Here is a 20502-nt window from a genome sequence, read left to right as displayed (position 1 = left end):
AAATTATAAGTCATAAATGTATTGGTTTAAGAAATTATGATGATTGACCGTATAGATAGAAGCATTCTGGTTGAACTGCAAAAGAACAACAGAATCCCTAATCAGACATTGGCTGAGTTGGTCGGGTTGTCACCGCCTGCTTGCTTAAAGCGAGTGAAACGGCTGAGAGAAGAGGGCGTGATAGTCGGTGATGTGTCCATCATTAATCCAGAACTGACTGGTAGTAAGATGACTTTGGTTGTGTCCGTGGAAATGGAACGTGACCGAGGGGATATTTATCAAATCTTTCGCCATTCTATTTCAAAGGCAGAAGAGGTCACGCAGTGCTATCAGATATCAGGCAGCTTTGATTTCATGCTGATTGTGACGGTCGAAGACATTCAAGCCTATGAAGACTTTGTGGAGCGAGTGCTGCGCAAAGACCTGAATATTCGTAAATTCCATACCTCTGTCTCAATGAGAACCGTGAAATTTACCACTGCAGTAAACTTAGATGAGTCATGACTGTTGGCATGAGAAGATAGTGAAGTTATTAGCTTTGTGAGGTACTTAGCTAATATTTGTATAAATAGCAGGCATTTACACAAAATGTGACGTTCACATTTTGTCATAACTTTAATAATTGTATATATTCCTCGCCTAAAATAATAATTAACCTAAGTTAATATAATGACTGTCAGCTTATCTACTCAATCTCGTGAAACGCTTCTCAGCGAAAACGAACAACTTGTCTCTACCACTGATTTAAAAGGCGTGATTACGTACAGTAATGATGCTTTTTGTCGCATAGCGGAATACAGCCAACAAGAATTGCTAGGGCAACACCACAATATCGTAAGGCATAACGATATGCCGAAAGCCGCTTTTGCTGATATGTGGGTTAACCTAAAGCAAGGTAAAGCTTGGCGTGGCATCGTAAAAAACAAAACCAAATCCGGTGGGTTTTATTGGGTCGATGCTTACGTAACTCCGATTTACGACAATGGTAAGGTCAGTGGCTACCAGTCTGTTCGTGTTAAGCCAAAGAATGAATGGATACAAGTTGCAGATAAGGCTTATCAAGGCCTATTGAAGGCTGAAAAGTCGGGTCGCCAATGGTCCTTAAAGATCAGTGACAGTGTTCGTTACGCCGTGTTGCTAGGCTCTTTGGCTGCGCCTCTGATTTCAAATCTCGTTGAAGTAGGGCAAGTATCACAATGGTTGTTGAGCCTACTTCCCGTTTCAGCATTGGCGTTACTTTTCCGACAAGAGCTGATTGATACTCCATTGCAGTTGAAAAAGCTGCAATCGAAATTCGATAGTGTTAGTCGTCTTGTTTATTCAGGTAATAGTCAGTTCTCTATTGCCGACTTTCACTTAAAACTATTGTCTGCACGAATCCGCACCGTATTAGGTCGTATGACAGACTCTGCCAAGCCGTTACAAGATTTGGCTGACAACCTGAATGCCACGTCATTTGAAGTATCAGAAGCGTTAGATCAACAAACAAAAGACATTCTACAAGTGCGTGAAGCAACGGAAGAGGTTGAAGTCACGGCGAATGAGGTATCTTCTCGCACTGAGGAAGCACACCAAATTGTTGATGTGACTCTGCAAACCTGTGCTGGTGCTAAAGAGAGTATTAACCAAACTCACCGCAACCTTGAAAACCTAGCTTCACAGGCCGAGAAAGCAACACACACGACGTACCAGCTGAGCGACCAAGCACAGAGCGTCAGCAAGATCATGGAAGAGATTGGTGGAATCGCCGAACAAACTAACCTGTTGGCACTAAACGCAGCGATAGAAGCGGCTAGAGCGGGCGAACAAGGACGAGGCTTTGCCGTTGTTGCAGACGAAGTACGTGCGTTATCCGGTCGAACATCTAAGGCGACGGTTCAGATCAAAGAAAGCATTGATACCATGCTCGCAACGATTGAAGGCTGGCAAAAAGATATTCTGGCTAACAGAGAGCAGACAGACGCGTGTGGCGATGTAGCAAAGGTAAGCTCACAACGTTTATCAGAAGTTGAGAACCTGATGCAATCGATGAATGAGTTGATGCAGTCGGTAGAAAGCTCTGCGCATAAACAGCGTCAACTATCGAGTGATGTAAACCTTCATATGCAGTCCATCGCGTCTACGGCAGAACAAAATTTGGTCGCTACGCATTCCGTGAAAGATCACTCCACAGAGCTAAAAGAACAAGTCAATGAATTCTACCAACTGGCAAAGCGTTTCGAAGAAAAATAGCCGTTAGGTTGAAACCCGAATGAGAAATTAGTGACAAAAAAGCCCCGCATTTTCATGCGGGGCTTTCTGTATGCATCAACCCATTTCAGGGCAAGACAATGTATTCAAAATTAAGCTAGAAGCTCTTTCGCTGTGTTTACTACGTTTTCAGTAGTGAAACCGAACATCTTGAATAGCTCACCTGCTGGTGCAGATTCGCCGAACGTTGTCATACCGATGATCTTGCCACCGAAACCAACGTACTTGTACCAGAAGTCAGCGATACCAGCTTCTACAGCGATACGTGCTGTAACATCAGATGGAAGTACAGACTCACGGTACTGCGCGTCTTGCTTGTCGAATGCGTCAGTCGCAGGCATAGAAACTACGCGTACTTTCTTACCTTCAGCCGTTAGCTCAGCAGCAGCGTTAACCGCTAGCTCAACTTCAGAACCCGTTGCGATAAGGATAAGCTCTGGCTTGCCTTCACAATCTTTCAGGATGTAACCACCCTTAGCGATGTTTGCTACTTGCTCAGCGTCACGATCTTGTTGTGCAAGGTTTTGACGAGAGAAGATAAGTGCAGAAGGACCATCTTTACGCTCGATTGCTAGTTTCCAAGCAACAGCAGACTCAACTTGGTCACATGGACGCCATGTGCTCATGTTTGGAGTCAGACGTAGAGAAGCGATTTGCTCAACTGGTTGGTGAGTTGGACCATCTTCGCCAAGACCGATAGAGTCATGCGTGTAAACTTGGATGTTCTGAGTTTTCATCAGAGCAGCCATACGCATAGCGTTACGCGCGTATTCCATGAACATTAGGAACGTTGCGCCGTATGGTACGAAACCACCGTGCAGAGCGATACCGTTCATGATAGCCGTCATACCGAATTCACGTACACCGTAGTGGATGTAGTTACCAGAGAAGTCGTTTGCTTCAAGAGACTTAGAACCAGACCACATAGTCAGGTTAGAAGGCGCAAGGTCAGCAGAGCCGCCCATGAATTCAGGTAGCATAGCACCGAACGCTTCTAGAGCATTCTGAGATGCTTTACGTGATGCGATGTTTGCTGGGTTAGCTTGAAGATCTGCGATGATTGCCGATGCTTTCTCTTCCCACTCAGCTGGTAGGTCACCGTTTACGCGGCGTTTGAATTCAGCTGCCAGCTCAGGGTATGCTGCTTCATAAGCTGCAAGTTTCTCGTTCCACGCTGCTTCCTTAGCTGCGCCTGCTTCTTTCGCATCCCACTCTGAGTAAACTTCCGACGGAATTTCAAAAGGACCGTGCTCCCAACCTAATTCTTTACGTGTTGCTGCAATTTCGTCAGCGCCTAGTGGTGCACCGTGACAGTCGTGCGTACCTGCTTTGTTTGGAGAACCAAAGCCAATCACTGTTTTAGTACAGATTAGAGTAGGGCGAGGGTCTGCTTTAGCCGCTTCAATCGCTGCGTTGATAGCATCAGAGTCGTGGCCATCTACCGCTGGGATTACGTGCCAGCCGTAAGCTTCGAAACGCTTAGGTGTATCGTCAGAGAACCAACCTTCAACTTCGCCATCAATAGAGATACCGTTGTCATCCCAGAAAGCAACCAGCTTACCAAGACCAAGCGTACCTGCTAGAGAACATGCTTCGTGAGAGATACCTTCCATCAGACAGCCATCACCCATGAATGCATAAGTGTAGTGGTCTACGATGTCGTGGCCTTCTTTGTTGAACTGTGCAGCTAGCGCTTTCTCAGCCATAGCCATACCAACAGCGTTAGTAATGCCTTGACCTAGAGGACCAGTCGTTGTTTCGATGCCTGGTGCGTAGCCGTACTCAGGGTGACCTGGAGTCTTAGAGTGCAGTTGACGGAAGTTCTTAAGATCTTCAATTGAAAGCTCGTAACCTGCTAGGTGAAGCAGAGAGTAAATCAGCATTGAGCCGTGGCCGTTAGACAGGATAAAACGGTCGCGGTCAGCCCACTCTGGGTTTGCTGGGTTGTGATTTAGGTGAGAACGCCAAAGTACTTCAGCGATATCAGCCATACCCATAGGTGCGCCTGGGTGACCAGAGTTTGCTTGTTGTACGCCGTCCATGCTTAGAGCACGAATAGCGTTAGCTAGATGTTTGCGATTCATAAGAACTTCCGAATAAAAATTAAGAAAAACAAAATTGATAAAAGTAGGGGAACTGAACGTTCCCCTATTTGAATTTGGTGAGAGTGATTACAGCTTAGCTGCGATCATGTCTTCTAGTTTGCCTTGGTCAACGGCGAAGTTGCGGATGCCTTCAGCCAGTTTCTCAACAGCCATTGCATCTTGGTTGTGGTCCCATAGGAACTCAGCGTGAGTCATCGCTGCTGGACGCTCTTTAGTACCGTTAGAGTCGATAAGCTTCTCTACTACTTCGCCTTCTGCTGCTTCTAGGTCTGCTAGAAGTTGAGGAGCGATAGTTAGACGGTCACAACCAGCAAGTTCAAGGATCTCGCCGATGTTACGGAAGCTTGCGCCCATAACAACAGTTTTGTAGCCGTGGTCTTTGTAGTAGTTGTAGATATCTGAAACAGAGATTACGCCTGGATCTTCTGAAGCTTCGAAATCACGACCTTCTTTCGCTTTGTACCAGTCCATGATGCGACCTACGAAAGGAGAGATTAGGAATACGCCAGCTTCAGCACAAGCACGAGCTTGAGCGAAAGAGAATAGAAGCGTTAGGTTACAGTTGATGCCTTCTTTCTCTAGGATTTCAGCGGCACGGATGCCTTCCCAAGTAGAAGCCAGTTTGATAAGGATGCGGTCGTTAGTGATGCCAGCGTCGTTGTACATTTTGATAAGTTGACGAGCTTTAGCAACGCTGCCTTCCATGTCGTAAGAAAGACGAGCATCTACTTCAGTAGAGATACGGCCAGGTACAACTTTCAGGATTTCTTTACCGATGTTCACGTTAAGCATGTCGCAAGTATCTTGAACTTGCTGTGCTTTATCACCGCTTTGCGCTTTTGCGTATTCGATAGAAGCATCGATTAGAGGAGCGTACTCAGCAATTTGAGCAGCTTTAAGAATTAGAGATGGGTTAGTTGTTGCATCTTCAGGAGTGTACTTGCTGATAGCTTCGATATCGCCAGTGTCAGCTACAACAGTTGTTAGTTTACGAAGTTGCTCTAATTTATTGCTCATTTTGATCATCCTATGTATCGCATAACACCTCATTAATGGGAGAGGTGTGGGCATTTGCAAGCTAACTAATGAAGTTCTCAATGGTTGTACCAGTGAGCCAAACTTACATTAATTTAAATTTTTCTCCGAACGAACATTTGCACAGAACATTTGATCGCTCGATGAGTAAATGATGTAGCCATATTTATCCGATCTAGCCCCAAAGTCAACGGTAAATAGTGCTGTATGGTGACTTCAGTCAAATATATTTCGCTCTAGTAATCATGGGGTATGCAAGCAAACGTTTAACGAGCAAAGTGAGGTGAATTAATCAACAACAAAACCAGGGTTATGACGATGAGCAAATGTACCTTGCTGTTACATATGTTCGGGGTGTAAACTTGTGTATCACTTGCTTGAGCATCGAACATTTGTTCTTCAAGCAGGTAAAATAATTGTTAAATATTGGTTGAGTGGTATATGAGTAAGAATATCCAAGATGTTTCCGAAGAAAACACTGATCTCCTCACTGAAGTAGCGGTTGCTTATTATCAAGATGGTGCCACGCAAGAAGAGATATCTAAAAAGTACTCTATCTCCCGTGCAAAGGTTGGTCGAATGCTCAAACAAGCCAGAGATGAGGGCATTGTTGAGATCACCGTGAAATACCACCCTGTCTTTAGTGCGAAGATCGAGCAACGTTTGATCGAACGATTTGGTGTAAAGCGTGCGCTTGTGGCACTAGACCAACCAAATGAAGAGAAGCAGCGATTACAGGTTGCTGGTTTAGTGTCTAACTATCTTACCAGTACACTGAAAAACGGCATGGTTGTGACAGTAGGACAAGGGCGGAACGTATCGTCTGTTGCTCACCACACTGGCGTCATTACGCCACGTGACTGTAAATTCGTGTGTGGTATCGGCGGTATTCACCCAAGAGGCGGTATGTTTAATGCCGACCATATATGCAGGCAGCTAGCCAAAAAGTACGGTGGATCTTCTGAAACCTTGTACGCACCTGCTTATGCCGAGAATAAAGCGCAAAAAACCGCATTCATGGAAAACAGCACCGTTAAGCAGACCCTCGATCTCGCTCGAAAAGCCGATGTCGCTTTAGTCGGTATCGGTGATATGAGCGAAAACAGCTATATGGTCGACTTAGGTTGGTTTACGGCGGGTGAGGTTGTTCAATCTCGTTTATTGCAAGGTGTCGTCGGTGACTTTGCGGGTTATGACTTTTTCGATGTTCACGGTAAAACAGCAAACACAGTAATGAGTGACCGTGTGATTGGTTTGGCCTTGGAAGAGTTCCGCCCAATAGCGGAAGTGATTGCCATTGCAGCCGAGAACAGTAAGCCATTAGCTCTATTAGGCGCACTAAGAACTGGCGTGGTAGACGTGATCGCAACCAGCGTAAGTAATGCTTTGACGGTTCTAAACTTGGACGAACAACTTAGCGTGAATAAACCAAACGGCAGTGAATAGTAAGATATTTATTCTTTGTTGAATTCACTATTTGAGTAATCATGGAAATTACCCTGATGAAACCAGTGCAATAAGGGGGGTAACTATTAGATATGACTCGAATAGTGAATTTGTTCAGCGGTTGAAAGAATTATCACTCTTTAATGTTAAGCCACACTAAAGGAGATAATTATGAAACTGTCATTTATCACACGCGCTATTTCTAGCAACAGTGACCAATCAAGTTCTATCTTTAAATCTAATTCCGTCATTGCGCTTAGCTTAATCACCACGGCTTGTATGCTCACACCTGCGGCACATGCCGATGATAAAGTCGTCGCAGGGTATTTTGCGGATTGGCAATATCTGAATAAAGACAACCCTTATACCGTTGACGACATACCTGCAGACAAGCTCTCACATATTATTTACGCCTTCTTGAGCATGTGTGGTCCTCATAGCGGTGCTGGTGAGCCAGTTCAAAAACAAATTAAGCAGCAATGTGCAGACAAACAACCATATACCGCGATTATTGTGGATAAAGAAGCTGCGTTAGAAGTCGATTTCGGAGACGTGGATGTTGATGTCGCCTACAGAGGTCACTTTGCCCAGTTAGCTCAACTGAAGGCCGACAATCAAAATATCAAAATCTTGCCATCATTTGGTGGGTGGACAATGTCTGAACCTTTCCATGCGATGGCGAAAGATCCTAAAGCCATTGCGCACTTTTCAAAAACTGCTGTTGAGTTGATTCAAAAATATGACTTCTTTGATGGTATTGATCTTGATTGGGAATACCCAGGAGGCGGCGGCTTAACCACTTCCCCTTGGAATCCAGAGACTAAACTAACGGATGAGCAGAAAGCGCAAGAGCGTGAAGCTTTCACACTTTTAGTAAAAACAATCAGAAGTGATTTGGACGCTCTATCAAAGACGACTCAAAGAGATTACGAGCTTTCAACGGCTGTCGGTGTTGGAGCTAAGGCTACGCAAATTGATTGGAACGCAGCTAGCCCATATCTGACGAACATGTTCGCGATGACGTATGACTTCCTCGGAGGTTGGGGAACTCAAACAGGTCACACAACAAACTTACATGCCACAGAGCGCAGTTGGTGGGGGATGGGAGCTGATGTCTTCATTAATCAGATGATAGAGCAAGGTATTCCTAGCGAGAAGCTCGTGATCGGGGCGGCTTTTTATGGTCGAGGCTGGCAAGGGACAAAAGACTTTGCTGGAGATCTGCCTAAAGGTGACCTAGTTTCTGAACAAGGGGCGCAGTTTGGTACTGGTGAAAACGGTTACTTTATGTTCTGGGACCTTATGAATAACTACAGCAGCAAACAAGGTTATGAGTACAAGTACGATGAGCAAGCTCAAGCGCCTTATTTGTGGAACCCAGATAACAACGTATTCATATCTTTTGAAGATCAGCGCTCTATTAAAGCAAAGGCTGAATGGGCGAAGAAATCAGACCTAGGCGGTATTTTTACTTGGGAATTATCAGGAGATCCTTCCGGACAGTTGATCGATGTTATGCATAGTGAAATGAATAAATAACCGAACAGAAAATACCCAGAAAATAAGGTAGGTGTTTATCCGCCTACCTTATTTATTTAGCTCGTCTATTTAACTCACGTTCTTAAACAGAACATTCCGCGTGCTCAGTCACCTGCTTGTTTAGGTGAGTAGCCAGCTCATCATAAGGAATAGGGCGAGAGAAGTAATAGCCTTGCATTAAGTCACATCCACATGCCTTTAGAATAGCGAAGTGTTCGTTTGATTCTACGCCTTCTGCCAATACCACCATGCCGAAGTTCTTACCGATTGCGATGATGTTTTGCACCATTGTGAGTGATTGCTGATCGACAGCAATGTTCTCAATAAAGCTCTTATCGATTTTAAGCTCATCGATAGGTAGTGCTTTTAACATGCTCAGTGATGAATAGCCTGTCCCGAAATCATCTAAAGAGATCTTTATATTCTTCTCTTTGAGGGCTTCAAAAGTCGGTTTCACCAAGGTCACATCTTCAATGAACAAGCTCTCCGTAATTTCTAGCGTTAAACAGCTAGGAGACAGTTGATACTTTTCTAGTGTCGCGAATAAGTGCTCAGAGAAGGATTGATGAGAAAACTGACGCACTGATATGTTGATCGACAGCCCTATCTTTTGTTCCGTTGTTCGGTGCAAGTGGGCGATCTGCATAATGCTGGACTCAATAATAAAAGTCCCCAGCTTTTGCATTAAGCCTGTGTTCTCAGCTATCGGTATAAAGACATCTGGCGGAACAAAACCCAACTCGTCATCAATCCAGCGCACGAGTGCTTCTACACCGTGAATACTCTCATTTGCACGAACCAGCGGTTGGAAAACCATGAACAGTGTTTGTTTCTCAATAGCGATGCGTAGCCTTTGTTCTACTTTCATTTTGTAGAGGTGCGCGTCTTGCATTTCCGTTGTGAAAATACTGTACGAGTTTTGCTGCTGTTTCGCTTTGTACATCGAAATATCGGCAGAACGTAATAGGCTATCTAGATCTTTTCCGTGTTCAGGGAAACGCGCTACGCCGATGCTGCAACCTAACAAAAACTGAGCGCTTTCAACTTCATAAGGTTGAGAAAGCACTTCAATAATGCGCTTGGCGAGTCGTTTAATTTCAGCTTCATTCGACAAGGGCGTTAAGAACAAAAACTCATCACTGGATTCACGTACCAATAGGCTGAGGCGAGATCGGAACCTCATCAAACGCAAAGCGATCTGTTTGAGAACCTTGTCTCCAAAGTCATGCCCGTGGGTGTCATTGACGCATTTAAAGTTATCGATATCGATAAACAACAGCGAAAACGGTTCTGACTCATCGTCTATCCATTTGCCAATATTTTTACGCATGTACAAACGGTTTGGCAGAGAGGTTAAAGGATCATGGTTCGCCTGATAAATGAGTTGGCTACGAGTGCGTCGTTCGTTCTTAGCAATCGACTTAACCAAAAAGTAGAAACCGAACTGAAGAAAAATAAAGGCAACGAAAAGAATGCTGAACTCTTGTATAAATATACTATCGACGTGAGTTAGGTCGGTACGTCCTACCACCCATAATTTGTAGTTTGGGATGTATTTTGCGCTCATTAAAGAGTGGTATTGTTCATCGTCGACGACAAAAGAGTAGGTTTCTTGCCCATTCATCGCTTCTTGCACGCTAATTCCGAAGCGGTCGGTAAAGATACTTGCAATACGCTGTATGACATCTTTGCCTACTGGAGAGGAATACGCGCTCTCAGATTCGATATCACTCGAATAAAATTGGCGAAAGCTGTCTTTTCTGATCAGGCTTAGTGTATTGAAACTTCCGGCGTGAGCATTATTTTCAAATACGATCGTGGCGTCTAATCGTAGCCCCGCGGTCATTACTGCATCGGTTTTCTTGCCATCGATTGAAATGGATTTTCTCAGCGGGATAACCAAGCTATTCAACGATTCTTGAAAATAGGTACGGCCAAGCACCATGCTACTGCTTGATAGGGCGTCTAAAAAGGAGTCTCTTGTTGGCGCGTATTGCAGCAAGTTCCTTTGATTCGCAAGTTCGAGATTCGAGCTGATCGAGAGGTAATCACCGTCGGTGTTCAACAAGCCAAACGCTGCTATCGCAGGGTGGGTTTCAAGTAGCTTGTCTAAAATTGGCCTAATTTGAATAGACGCAGTACGTGTGAAATCAGACTGTTGAGCCAGTTGATGGCCGACCACTTCTAACAAGGCTTCTTGACTGGTCAGCAGCGAGTTGACGGAGCTAGAAAAAAGCTCAACCTGAATGTGCTGCTGCTCTATGAAATCGTCTCTGTTCGCTTTCCAGTTTGTTATTCCCAACGCGGCGAAAAGTATCAGGGTCAGTAGTACGATAAACGCGTACAGCGACCAGATATTTTTCTTAAATAGAGCCATGAGATGCCTTTTGTTGGTTACTACTTTTAACAGACTGCAAATGACAAACTATTGGGTTGTCAGTGTGATTCATGCAACGAAAGATACAAACACAAATGGTGAAAGTATCAATGATTAAATAGTGTAACGACTATGAGCAGAGATTCTTGAGTGAAATATTAGTATTCATAACGTCGATAACGATTAGTTTATGATTAATCACAAATTATCGTTAGCAACTTAATGTGGGCTATAAATCAAACGGCGTGAATCGAGTCTTGGTCTCAAATGAACATAGCGTTAACTGCGACATAAAAGCTTACTTCATGAGACGTGAGGCCATCATTATCAGTAAGCTCTTTATGCATGCGCAGTATATTCTAACAGTGGCAGTAAGCGAAGTTGAATTACTTTTTAGTCACGGCAATAGGCAGTTTGTCGTTAGCACCCCATTCCGTCCATGAACCATCGTAAACGCCCATTTCACCGTTATAGCCAGCGAGTTTAGCGGCTAATAATATGATGCAGGCTGTTACGCCAGAGCCACAGCTAAAGAACATAGGTTGAGAAGGCATTAATTCTAACGTTGAAAAGATATCAATAAGCTCTTCTTGAGGCTTTAACTTACCGTTATCGAGTACTTGAGCAAACGGTAGGCAAATCGAATTCGGTATATGGCCACTACGTAAGCCTTCACGTGGTTCAGGAACTTCTGAATCGAAACGAGCTTGAGAACGCGCATCTACAATGTTTGCGCTCTTGTCAGTTGAGTAACCTTCAATCTGCTGAGCACTGACAAAGTAGTTGTCTTGAATATGGCCTTCAAAATTGCCCGCCTTTACTTCGGTGCGATAGTCAGTCTCGGTCGCGTAACCGGCTTCGATCCAAGCGGGCAAACCGCCATCTAAGATGAATACGTCGTTGTGTCCCATTGCCATAAACATCCACCACGCACGGGGAGAAGCGAAGGTTCCGGAGTTATCGTAAACCACAATCGTACTGTCTTGATTGATGCCAATTTCTTTTGCGCGAGTGTTGAAATGTTTTTCGGTCGGGAGCATGTGAGGAAGCAGAGTATGCTTGTTACAAAAGTCTTTGTCGTAGTCAAAACGAATAGCACCAGGAATCATTTGTCCTTTGATCTTTTCTGACTCGCTTGGAATTTGAAACTCGATACTGGCGTCGAGGAGGATGATATTGTCTTCTGCTAGCAAACGTTGTTGAAGTTGTTCTGGTGAGATGAGTGGCTGATTCATTATTGTTATATCCATTCTTGTTGTTTTAGCGATTCTTGCTGTTATAGCAAATACAGTGTTAGAGCGATTACAGTTGCTTTACGAATATCGTTGTTGTATCGATAGCTACTGAGCTGCTCGACAGTGGATGAACTGATAACTGCTTTGTCCGGTTAATTGATTGTTTAATGTATCAAGCGCAACCACAGAATCAATAGGGCAGTCTGTGGTAGGAGCAATAGAGACCCGAAATACGTCATTATCTTTTGTCTGAACCGTAAGATAACGCCTGTGTCCATCTAAGGATTGAGTGAGCGTGTTCGAAATGACTTTGGCTTGAATGCGTTGCCCCGTCTCTGACGTTAGCGGGAAATAGGCAAGGGCAACTAACACGCCTACACCACACATTAAGATAAATAGACCTATTTTTAACTGTTTCATGAGAGTAAGTCTTTGAAGGTTATATTGAAAATATAAGTGAGATTGGTGGTAAAGTGAATGCTACTCGCTAATAAAGCTGAATTAACCGCTCTTCGGTGAAGACAAAAAAAGTGAGCATTTCTGCTCACTTCCTGCTTACAAACAATCCATTTTGACTCTGTTTCGCCATAGGTCTAGTTAACGACAAGTTACCTGCTGCTAAGCGACTTACTGCCAGACAATCTGAGAGTCACCACTGGAAACCACTTGTTGTAATGGAGGTTGACCATCGTAGAACCAAATCTCTATCAAGAGTGCTTCATGGTTTACCGGCGCCGCAAAGTTGGAGGCGAACACACCATTATCTAGTGGGCCTGCAATGACTTTACTGGAGTAATCCGGCTTCAAGGTTGAGTCATCTCTTGTACTAAATCGGCTATAAACGGTCACAAAAGAACGGTCTGTCGAAATGCTGCTGATGTCGATGTCGAGATCAAACTGTTCAACAGAGTTGTAGTCAAACCCGTCAGGTACCACCAAATCACTCATCGTATAGCTTTGCGCTGCTACCGAACCTGTCACGGGAGACGGCGAAGGCGTTGCTGTTACCGGAGTCGACGGGGTTGCAGGTGTCGAGGGTGTAGATGGCGATGGAGTAGATGCACTTCCGCCGCCACCACCACCGCCCCCACAACCGGCTAATACCAATGGAGCTGCAGCTAAAATAACGGCTAGTGACTTCTTGATGTTCCAAGTGCTTTGTACAGACATACGTTCTTCCTCAGAGAGATTGCGGCTTGAATCAACGCAATGATTGTCTCGATATTGTTTAGTGTGAATAGTCATAACGTCTCTCCTTATGGTTCGTAACGTTGGTTGTCTGCAGGTGATTGGTACCATGTTTGGTTCGTTTCACCGCCGGATTCTGCGTATGGTTTAAATTCTGGGTAAGCGGTAACAATATCGACGTACTCTAAAGGCCACTCCCATTCGTCATCCGAAGTTACAATTAGCGCCCAAGGGTGGTTTTCTACTGTTTTGAAGTATTTACCTGTTGATGGATTACTGTCATCAACGCCTAATCCAGCTTCAAAGAGGTTAGTGGTATCAAACGCTTCGGTTGGAGCTTGGTCCGGCAAGTGAACTTCCCAGCTGCGTCCTGGATGTAGAGGTAGGTTTTCACCGTGATAATACCCAGGCGTTGCGAAAATGAACGGGTCGTAAGGCATATCGGTCCAGCTGCCAGTACTCACACCGTCACCGGCTAAAGTAATACCAATTTGGAATGAGAACTGCTCATCCTCTTTACATCCATTACTGGTGCGGTAGAAGGTACAGCCAGTGCTGATTTTTTCTGTCAGGTCATTGGCGATAACAAAGATTGCTTCGCTACGTCCATCTTCTAGGTCAAGGTCAGTGAATACACCATTGTGTTTCATGTAAGAGCTGCCGCTACTCACCAAGCTCGGGTCTAAGTTAGGAAGTCGAACAGCAAAACCATTTCTGTACGTTGCCCCGACAGCAGCTAGGCGGCCGTCAATAGTGGACTTAACGACTTTTCCATCTTTAAGGATTTCGGTAATGCGATACATAAGAACAGCATCGTTCATGTCGTAGTCGGCTTTATATGGCCAGTTATCTTCGTATGCGAGCGTTGCGTAACCGGAAGCACTTGGGAAGTAACGAGCGGTGGCACCATCGTTAAGAACATCGACTTGAATATCGACCACCTCACCAGAGGTTGAACCGCCAAAGTAACTTAGGTTGGTTTGTTGACTGAATCTGAATCGAGCCCACGTCGTACCGGTCAGTGCGTTGATATCAACATTAAGGAACAGATCGTTTTCACCAGCATCTAACAGGTAATCGGTAAACACTTGCTCGTTAGCGCCATCGAAGCTGCCATCTTGGTTCCAGTCTATCCAAGCTGAAAGGTAACCGGTTGTTGAAGCTTCAATCACCACTTTTGAATCAAGACCAGCTTCAAGTGCGGTTACAAAACCGATACCACCGTTCGCCCACTCATCATCAATACCTACGCTTTCATCCGATTGCGGTGTTACGTAGCCGTCAAGATCGGCGTCTGGCGCATCTGTACCTAACCAAGTCACGCCATCCAGTTCATGTCGAGGGCCGTTACTTGCTAATAAGGTTAGGTAAGTATCTGGAGCGTCACCGAAGTCGATGTTGGAATCTTCATCCACAACAGGCGCGTTCGCACAACGAGCACCATCATTTTGATTTGAAGAAGGGCCATTCGATACAAACTCTACAGCAGGAACGACACCTGCAGCGATGTTGGCAGCGTTATCTGGGGACAGGTTGATACGGTAGATCTTACCGTCTTGATTTCGAGATACGTAGTAGTAGCCGTTTACATCGAAATAACCTGCGCCGAATGTCCCCGTTTCTCCAGTGTCACCTATGTAGGTTTCTGCGCCTGTAGTTGGGTTGAATTGGTACAAGCCGCCCGAGTTATTGTCGATACCATATAAAGAGCCATCACTTGGGTGGAAAGCAAAATCGGTCAGTTTTACGGTTGCCGGGCTACCAGCGATTTTGTTAACTGTAACAGTCGCATCTGGGTCGGAGTCTAGCGGAGATAGGTCAACGGTGAATAAGCCTTTCCCTGTGCGGTAAAGGTAATACACATGGTCATAGACGTCGCCGACATAGAAAGTGTGATCAGTTGGCAATCCACTTGTGTTGATAACTTCTGCTTGGAAGTCTTGGCCAAGACGCACTAAGCGTTTGTTGGTGGTGTCATAGCCATAAATATATCTGTCTTGGAAGTCGAAACCGACACCATTGATATTGGCATTCATACCCGTATCGTCTTCTAACAGAGTGGTTGAGCCGGTTACTAGGTTCACGCCCCAAACTTGCACAGGGGTGGACTGAAAAAGGTACGCCTTACTTGGACAGGTATCGAATGGCGCTGCGTTGGCGACTAGGGGCGCACTTAATAGCAAACTTAACGTTGTAATTCTCATATCTACATCCTTGTAATGGAAGGTACAGATACAGTTACAAGTTATGTGCCAAATTTAATGTTTTGATTTTTAAAGATTATATTTTGTGGTGTTGATTTTTTCATTGTATTCTCAAAATGAGAACTCAAATGAAACTAATCTCTCATAGAGTATTTCAAATTGATAAAGCGAGTTGAGATGCTGACGTTGAGATATAAAAAAGCCCCAACATATAGTCAAGGCTTAGGTTTTCGATAAGAGGGGATATGATTTAGCTTATCCACACACCGAACAGCTAGGCATCTTCATTAAATTCATTTCACGCCAGCTATGAGACATGGCATCGAGAATCAAAAGTTTACCTTGCTTTGGTTGTCCAAACTTGGCAATAACCTTGATAGCTTCCAAAGCCTGAGCCGCGCCTACCATGCCAACGACAGGTGCCATCACACCAGCTTCAACACAGCTTAGCGCAGCGTTGCCGAATAGAGCGCTTAAACACTGGTAACACGGCGCGTCAATATCTTGATAAGTGAATACGCTAATCTGACCTTCCATGCGAATCGCAGCGCCCGATACGAGTGGCGTTTTTGATGCGTAACACAAACGGTTCAACTGATTGCGCGTTTCAACGTTGTCACTGGCATCAAGAACAAGCGAGTGTGCTTCGATCAAACTTGATAGCGCTTCGTCATCAAGCCTGTGATCGACAGTTTCAATCGTCAGGTGCGGGTTCAATACCTGCAAAGACTCAGCGGCAGAATCGACCTTCTTCTTACCAATATCAGCATCGGTGTGAAGTACTTGTCGCTGTAAGTTTGAAAGCTCGACAACATCATCATCGATCAGTGTTAGCTTACCAATTCCCGCAGTCGCGAGGTATTGAGCAGAGGCGCAGCCTAAACCACCTGCACCTAACACTAAGATTGAACTCTGTTTCAGCGCTTCTTGGCCTTCAAAATCAAACTGTTTGAGAATGATCTGGCGATTGTAACGAAGCATCTCTGCGTCAGACAGTATTTCCATCAGCAAGCCTCGTTAGTAAAGCGTCGAGTTAAACAGTTGAATCTGAACCGTTTCACCGACTTCAACACGGCCACGTTCACGCTCTAGAACCACAAAGCAGTTTGCTAAGCTCATTGAGCGGAAAGCGCCTGAACTTTGGTTACCTGTTGTTTCTACTACAAACTGACCGTTTTCAATCGAGTAGATACCACGTTGGTAATCAGTACGGCCTGGGCCTTTTTTGAATGCAGACTTGGTGATAGCTGGAATAGATTCCGGAGCTGTCCACGCGGTATGACCTGCCAGTTTAGCCAGCATAGGTTGAACCAGTACGTACATGGTCATCATTGCCGACACTGGGTTACCCGGTAAGCCACAGAACCATGCGTTATCTAATTCACCGAATGCGAACGGTTTGCCCGGTTTGATTGCCAGTTTCCAGAAGCCGATTTGGCCGAGCTCTTCCAAAATATCTTTGGTGTAATCCGCTTCACCAACACTCACGCCACCAGAAGTCACAACCACGTCTGCTATTTGCTGTGCTTTCTCGAACGTTTCTTTAAGCGTTGCAGGACAATCTGGGATGATACCCAAGTCGATAGCTTCACAACCAAATGCTTCGATTAATGGTTTAATACCGTAACGGTTACTGTCGTAGATCTGACCGTCTTCAAGCGGTTGACCTAATGGCTTTAGCTCATCGCCAGTAGAGAAGAAAGCGACTTTAGGTTTATGTAACACTGTCACGTGGCTCACACCCAATGAAGCAATCATTGGAATGTCACGAGGTGTTAAACGCTCACCACGGCTAAGTACGATATCGCCTTGCTTGATATCGTCACCAGTAGGGCGAATGTTATTGTTCAGCTTGATGTCGTCTTGTTGAATCTCAATACCAGCCTCAGTTTCGGCCGTATTTTCTTGCATGATTACGGCGTCACAACCTTCCGGGATCTTTGCGCCTGTCATAATGCGAATACAGGTGTTTGCTGGCCATTCACCTTCGAACGGTTGGCCAGCAAAAGACTTGCCTGCTAATGGAAGAACTTTACCGTTCTCTAAGTCTGCTAAGCGCAGTGCATAGCCGTCCATTGCTGAGTTATCAAAAGGAGGGACGAAAATAGGGGACAGAATATCTTCAGCAAGTACATAACCCAATGCTTCTGCTAATGGCAATGATAAGGTCGTTTGAATAGGTTTAATTGGCGATAGTAGCTTATCTAGTGCTTCTTCAATTGGCATCAAGCCCGGAGCGTCGCAACAGCCCATAATTGAAATCCTTTGGTCGTTATTATTTTGATTTAGTGGTTGGCAATGGTGGCTCAATAATTATCAAATCACGGTTGGTCGCCAACGAAATTGCAGCCACTTTAGCATAGTTTAAGCCCCGTAAATAATGACCTCCCTTAAAATATGGGTGTATTTATTCAAAATTCCGAGTATCCTTGTTTGCCATCCAGAAGGGGTAATAAAAGAGGAAGTTCAATGTCAGGTCTTAGCGAATCAGCGAAGTTGGTTAAAGATGCGCTAGCAAGCCGCGGATTAGAGACACCAATGAGTCCTAACCAGGTTAGCCGAGAAGAGAAAAAGGAACGAATCGAACACCATATGCGTGAGATTCTCACTCTCCTTGAACTTGATCTTACGGACGACAGTCTGGAAGAAACACCGCAACGTATTGCTAAAATGTACGTGGATGAGATTTTTTCTGGTTTGGATTACGCTAATTTCCCTAAAATTACTGTAATCGAAAACAAGATGGGCGTTCGTGAGATGGTACGAGTAAAAGACATTACTGTGACCAGTACTTGTGAGCACCACTTAGTGACGATTGATGGTAAGACTGCGGTCGCTTATATCCCTCGTGGGAAAATCATCGGCCTTTCAAAGATTAACCGTATTGTTCGATTCTTTGCTCAGCGCCCACAAGTTCAAGAGCGTATGACTCAGCAGATTCTTGTTGCATTACAAACGCTACTCGAAACCGATGATGTTGCTGTCACCATGGATGCCGTTCACTACTGCGTGAAGTCTCGTGGTGTGATGGATGCAACCAGCGAAACGACAACCACAGCTCTGGGTGGTATTTTCAGATCAAACCCAGCAACGCGTCACGAATTCTTACACGGCCTGCGTTAATACGTTTCGTTATTTGATGAACGCGATTTAGCCTCAGTAAATCAATGTTCGTTGAAAATATTCTAAGCCTCGCTTTCTGCGGGGCTTTTTTACGCCTGAAATGACTACGAATGTCGTCACTCCCTAAAGTAAGGAATGGACGTAATAGGGAATCTGTTTTGATTAGGCGTTTATTAGTGTGGTTGGTATGAGATCCCCGACTCAGTCGTTCCTCCTTCTCGAGGATGACGGCGAGTGTGGGGGAATTAGCTCAATAGTATTTCACCTAAAGCGGTTTTTGTTTCTGTTTCTGTCTAGGCAAACCGAAACGTTGAATCTCAGTAAAACGAGTCCGTCATTCCCTAAAGTGAGGAACGAACGTAATAGGGAATCTCTGGCGACCAAGCAGAAAAAGCACGCTCTATAAAAATATAGAGCGTAACTAGAGTCGATCGCTGGTGGGGTGCTTAAGAAAGGTTAAACAAACGCTTTAAGTGGTGAACAATACCTGATGGCTTGTTCTCAGCTTGATAGAGGTTCAAGCCATCATAAAAACTCGCCATGAACTCTACGCGAATCTCATCACCACTGCTTCTCGATATGCGAGACAGTAGCGTAGCGGCTACAGCTGCGTGATCATTGGCTAGGCTGTAATCCATTCCTAGTCGTCCTTGAATGAACAACCACAAATGCGTGACTAGTTTTAACTGTTGAGCGTTAGAGTTTTGAAACTTGTCGCTGTGTTCAGTGCCCACTGTATTGTCGAATACATTTTGCATCGCTTCATTCGCTTCTTTATTACTTTCAAAGCGATAGCTTGCATCGATATGTACTTTGGTTAGCAGACCAAGCAACGTCTGACGTGCAGAGTTGTCAGGCTTGTTCTCGCAAGCGTGTTTGAACAGAGCATGGTTTTCATCAATAAATGACGACAGCTCTTTCTCATAGCCTGTCGAAAGCGCTTTGACTGAATCTAAACCTGCTTCTTTTAAACATTGGTGAAGCTTGGTTCTAGCTTGTTGTTTAGCTTTGATTTCTTGCTGCGTGTCGGCTTGCTGCTTGGCTTCTTCTTGCAGGCTAGCTTCTGTTTGCGAATTATTCGGGGTTGGACGCTCAGTCATTACTCTGTAGCTCTTCCCACGTTACTTCTGCCGATTGAGTATCGCTGTTAATGAAAGCAGAGTTACCCGTCAGCATGACTGAAAGATCCATCGTGCGTTGTGTCATCGCTGCTAGCTGCTCAATACCATCGTTGTCTAGACGAACGATCTGAGCTTTTAGGTAACCGAATTTCCCTTTGTTCTGCTCCCACCAAACGTTTGATTTAGTGTTGAAGCTGAATACACGCACGGATTTAGATAGGCGAGTTGCCTTCTTAACACGCTCTGGGTCAGGTTCGCCCACATCAACCCATTCTAGGATTTGATCATCTAACGACTTCTGCCATAAATCGGGTTCTTCAATGCTAGACAACCCTTTAGTGAACTCAAGTTCAGGAGATGCATTGATACAGAAAGCCATGATTCGAGCCATCATTCGCTGTTCTGTTTCAGAAGGGTGTTGTGCAACCGTTAGATTAAAAGAGTCGTAATAGTCGCGATTCATATCGGTTAAAGAGATACGAAACTTGTAGATTGTCGGTTTAAGAGCCATTGAGAGGGTGTCTTAGGTAGAAATAGTGAAGGGGAATATTACCTTATATCTCTGAATAGCGGGTAAAAAAATAGCCAGCAAAGGCTGGCTATTTTTAGAAAGCTTTAAAATACTAAATTAAAGTACTTTGATGCTGTCAGCTTGTGGGCCTTTTTGACCTTGAGATACTACGAACTCAACTTTTTGGCCTTCAGCAAGAGTTTTGAAACCGTCGCCAGTGATAGCAGAGAAGTGTGCGAATACGTCTGGGCCGTTTTCTTGTTGAATGAAGCCGAAGCCTTTAGTTTCGTTGAACCATTTTACTGTACCAGTAACTGTGTTAGACATGATGATATCCTAAAATTAAATTTTTATTTTGAGCCAATTGT

17 protein-coding genes are annotated in these 20502 nt (G+C 44.7%); 5 read left to right on the top strand and 12 right to left on the bottom strand.

From position 1 onward, the window contains the following. The first annotated feature begins 36 nt into the window (after positions 1–36). Together MSG34_RS00785 and MSG34_RS00780 are read left to right on the top strand one after the other, a co-directional pair. A complete protein-coding gene (locus tag MSG34_RS00785) occupies positions 37–504 on the top strand; it encodes an Lrp/AsnC family transcriptional regulator (protein ID WP_248336003.1) in 468 nt (155 codons plus the stop codon). Between the two features lie 165 nt (positions 505–669). Further along, positions 670–2232 carry a PAS domain-containing methyl-accepting chemotaxis protein gene (locus MSG34_RS00780; RefSeq protein WP_248336002.1) on the top strand — a complete coding sequence of 521 codons (1563 nt, stop codon included), beginning with the start codon at positions 670–672 and terminating at the stop codon, positions 2230–2232. A 110-nt stretch (positions 2233–2342) separates the two neighbouring features. Here the strand turns inward: MSG34_RS00780 and tkt are convergent, their stop codons facing one another. After that, positions 2343–4334, bottom strand: a complete 1992-nt coding sequence (tkt, locus tag MSG34_RS00775) for a transketolase (protein WP_048606176.1) — start codon at positions 4332–4334, stop codon at positions 2343–2345. A gap of 87 nt (positions 4335–4421) precedes the next feature. After that, a complete protein-coding gene (tal, locus tag MSG34_RS00770) occupies positions 4422–5372 on the bottom strand; it encodes a transaldolase (protein WP_009845571.1) in 951 nt (316 codons plus the stop codon). Between the two features lie 459 nt (positions 5373–5831). Between tal and MSG34_RS00765 the strand changes: the two genes are divergently transcribed. Both MSG34_RS00765 and MSG34_RS00760 read left to right on the top strand, forming a co-directional pair. Beyond that, positions 5832–6836: a sugar-binding transcriptional regulator gene (locus tag MSG34_RS00765; RefSeq protein ID WP_017065721.1), complete on the top strand. Its 1005-nt coding sequence runs from the start codon at positions 5832–5834 to the stop codon at positions 6834–6836. A 171-nt stretch (positions 6837–7007) separates the two neighbouring features. Next, positions 7008–8375, top strand: coding sequence for a glycoside hydrolase family 18 protein (locus MSG34_RS00760; RefSeq protein ID WP_248336001.1), 1368 nt, complete (start codon positions 7008–7010; stop codon positions 8373–8375). 82 nt (positions 8376–8457) lie between these two features. Here the strand turns inward: MSG34_RS00760 and MSG34_RS00755 are convergent, their stop codons facing one another. The 7 genes from MSG34_RS00755 to moeA form a co-directional block, all read right to left on the bottom strand. Continuing rightward, on the bottom strand, positions 8458–10752 hold the full coding sequence (locus tag MSG34_RS00755) for an EAL domain-containing protein (RefSeq protein WP_248336000.1): 2295 nt from the start codon (positions 10750–10752) through the stop codon (positions 8458–8460). A gap of 386 nt (positions 10753–11138) precedes the next feature. Next, positions 11139–11987 (bottom strand): sulfurtransferase, encoded by an 849-nt coding sequence (locus MSG34_RS00750; RefSeq protein ID WP_248335999.1) that lies wholly within the window; start codon positions 11985–11987, stop codon positions 11139–11141. Positions 11988–12092: 105 nt separating this feature from the next. Then, on the bottom strand, positions 12093–12407 hold the full coding sequence (locus MSG34_RS00745) for a hypothetical protein (protein ID WP_248335998.1): 315 nt from the start codon (positions 12405–12407) through the stop codon (positions 12093–12095). A gap of 207 nt (positions 12408–12614) precedes the next feature. Further along, the gene (locus MSG34_RS00740; protein ID WP_248335997.1) at positions 12615–13232 is read right to left on the bottom strand and encodes a hypothetical protein; all 618 of its coding nucleotides are present in this window, start codon (positions 13230–13232) and stop codon (positions 12615–12617) included. Between the two features lie 11 nt (positions 13233–13243). Beyond that, positions 13244–15379 carry an LruC domain-containing protein gene (locus tag MSG34_RS00735; protein ID WP_248335996.1) on the bottom strand — a complete coding sequence of 712 codons (2136 nt, stop codon included), beginning with the start codon at positions 15377–15379 and terminating at the stop codon, positions 13244–13246. 255 nt (positions 15380–15634) lie between these two features. Beyond that, entirely contained in the window at positions 15635–16384 is a 750-nt protein-coding gene (moeB, locus tag MSG34_RS00730; RefSeq protein WP_248335995.1) for a molybdopterin-synthase adenylyltransferase MoeB, read from the bottom strand. 12 nt (positions 16385–16396) lie between these two features. Beyond that, positions 16397–17632, bottom strand: a complete 1236-nt coding sequence (moeA, locus tag MSG34_RS00725) for a molybdopterin molybdotransferase MoeA (RefSeq protein WP_102571377.1) — start codon at positions 17630–17632, stop codon at positions 16397–16399. A 216-nt stretch (positions 17633–17848) separates the two neighbouring features. On the opposite strand from moeA, the gene folE reads away from it, so the two are divergent. After that, entirely contained in the window at positions 17849–18502 is a 654-nt protein-coding gene (gene folE / locus MSG34_RS00720; protein ID WP_017061725.1) for a GTP cyclohydrolase I FolE, read from the top strand. Positions 18503–18948: 446 nt separating this feature from the next. Here folE and MSG34_RS00715 read toward each other — a convergent pair whose 3' ends face one another. The 3 genes from MSG34_RS00715 to MSG34_RS00705 all read right to left on the bottom strand — a co-directional run bounded on the left by MSG34_RS00715 (position 18949) and on the right by MSG34_RS00705 (position 20461). Beyond that, the gene (locus MSG34_RS00715) at positions 18949–19602 is read right to left on the bottom strand and encodes a hypothetical protein (RefSeq protein ID WP_248335994.1); all 654 of its coding nucleotides are present in this window, start codon (positions 19600–19602) and stop codon (positions 18949–18951) included. Further along, positions 19595–20134, bottom strand: coding sequence for a YaeQ family protein (locus MSG34_RS00710; RefSeq protein WP_017061727.1), 540 nt, complete (start codon positions 20132–20134; stop codon positions 19595–19597). The genes MSG34_RS00715 and MSG34_RS00710 overlap by 8 nt, the downstream gene beginning before the upstream one ends. A 117-nt stretch (positions 20135–20251) precedes the next feature. Next, the gene (locus MSG34_RS00705) at positions 20252–20461 is read right to left on the bottom strand and encodes a cold-shock protein (protein WP_010430417.1); all 210 of its coding nucleotides are present in this window, start codon (positions 20459–20461) and stop codon (positions 20252–20254) included. Positions 20462–20502: the final 41 nt, after the last annotated feature.

Source organism: Vibrio sp. 1CM2L (genome assembly GCF_023161695.1).
GTDB lineage: Bacteria > Pseudomonadota > Gammaproteobacteria > Enterobacterales > Vibrionaceae > Vibrio > Vibrio coralliirubri.
Note: the sequence above shows the minus strand (reverse complement) of the source record. Positions and strands in the feature narration are given on the sequence as shown.

What these genes read in the sequence shown, in the direction of transcription:
- tal (WP_009845571.1), bottom strand. Translation starts at nt 5,372, where the DNA reads ATGAGCAATAAATTAGAGCAACTTCGTAAACTAACAACTGTTGTAGCT.
- MSG34_RS00710 (WP_017061727.1), bottom strand. Translation starts at nt 20,134, where the DNA reads ATGGCTCTTAAACCGACAATCTACAAGTTTCGTATCTCTTTAACCGAT.
- tkt (WP_048606176.1), bottom strand. Translation starts at nt 4,334, where the DNA reads ATGAATCGCAAACATCTAGCTAACGCTATTCGTGCTCTAAGCATGGAC.
- MSG34_RS00740 (WP_248335997.1), bottom strand. Translation starts at nt 13,232, where the DNA reads ATGACTATTCACACTAAACAATATCGAGACAATCATTGCGTTGATTCA.
- folE (WP_017061725.1), top strand. Translation starts at nt 17,849, where the DNA reads ATGTCAGGTCTTAGCGAATCAGCGAAGTTGGTTAAAGATGCGCTAGCA.
- MSG34_RS00750 (WP_248335999.1), bottom strand. Translation starts at nt 11,987, where the DNA reads ATGAATCAGCCACTCATCTCACCAGAACAACTTCAACAACGTTTGCTA.
- MSG34_RS00735 (WP_248335996.1), bottom strand. Translation starts at nt 15,379, where the DNA reads ATGAGAATTACAACGTTAAGTTTGCTATTAAGTGCGCCCCTAGTCGCC.
- MSG34_RS00755 (WP_248336000.1), bottom strand. Translation starts at nt 10,752, where the DNA reads ATGGCTCTATTTAAGAAAAATATCTGGTCGCTGTACGCGTTTATCGTA.
- moeA (WP_102571377.1), bottom strand. Translation starts at nt 17,632, where the DNA reads ATGGGCTGTTGCGACGCTCCGGGCTTGATGCCAATTGAAGAAGCACTA.
- MSG34_RS00745 (WP_248335998.1), bottom strand. Translation starts at nt 12,407, where the DNA reads ATGAAACAGTTAAAAATAGGTCTATTTATCTTAATGTGTGGTGTAGGC.
- MSG34_RS00765 (WP_017065721.1), top strand. Translation starts at nt 5,832, where the DNA reads ATGAGTAAGAATATCCAAGATGTTTCCGAAGAAAACACTGATCTCCTC.
- MSG34_RS00715 (WP_248335994.1), bottom strand. Translation starts at nt 19,602, where the DNA reads ATGACTGAGCGTCCAACCCCGAATAATTCGCAAACAGAAGCTAGCCTG.
- MSG34_RS00760 (WP_248336001.1), top strand. Translation starts at nt 7,008, where the DNA reads ATGAAACTGTCATTTATCACACGCGCTATTTCTAGCAACAGTGACCAA.
- MSG34_RS00780 (WP_248336002.1), top strand. Translation starts at nt 670, where the DNA reads ATGACTGTCAGCTTATCTACTCAATCTCGTGAAACGCTTCTCAGCGAA.
- MSG34_RS00785 (WP_248336003.1), top strand. Translation starts at nt 37, where the DNA reads ATGATGATTGACCGTATAGATAGAAGCATTCTGGTTGAACTGCAAAAG.
- MSG34_RS00705 (WP_010430417.1), bottom strand. Translation starts at nt 20,461, where the DNA reads ATGTCTAACACAGTTACTGGTACAGTAAAATGGTTCAACGAAACTAAA.
- moeB (WP_248335995.1), bottom strand. Translation starts at nt 16,384, where the DNA reads ATGGAAATACTGTCTGACGCAGAGATGCTTCGTTACAATCGCCAGATC.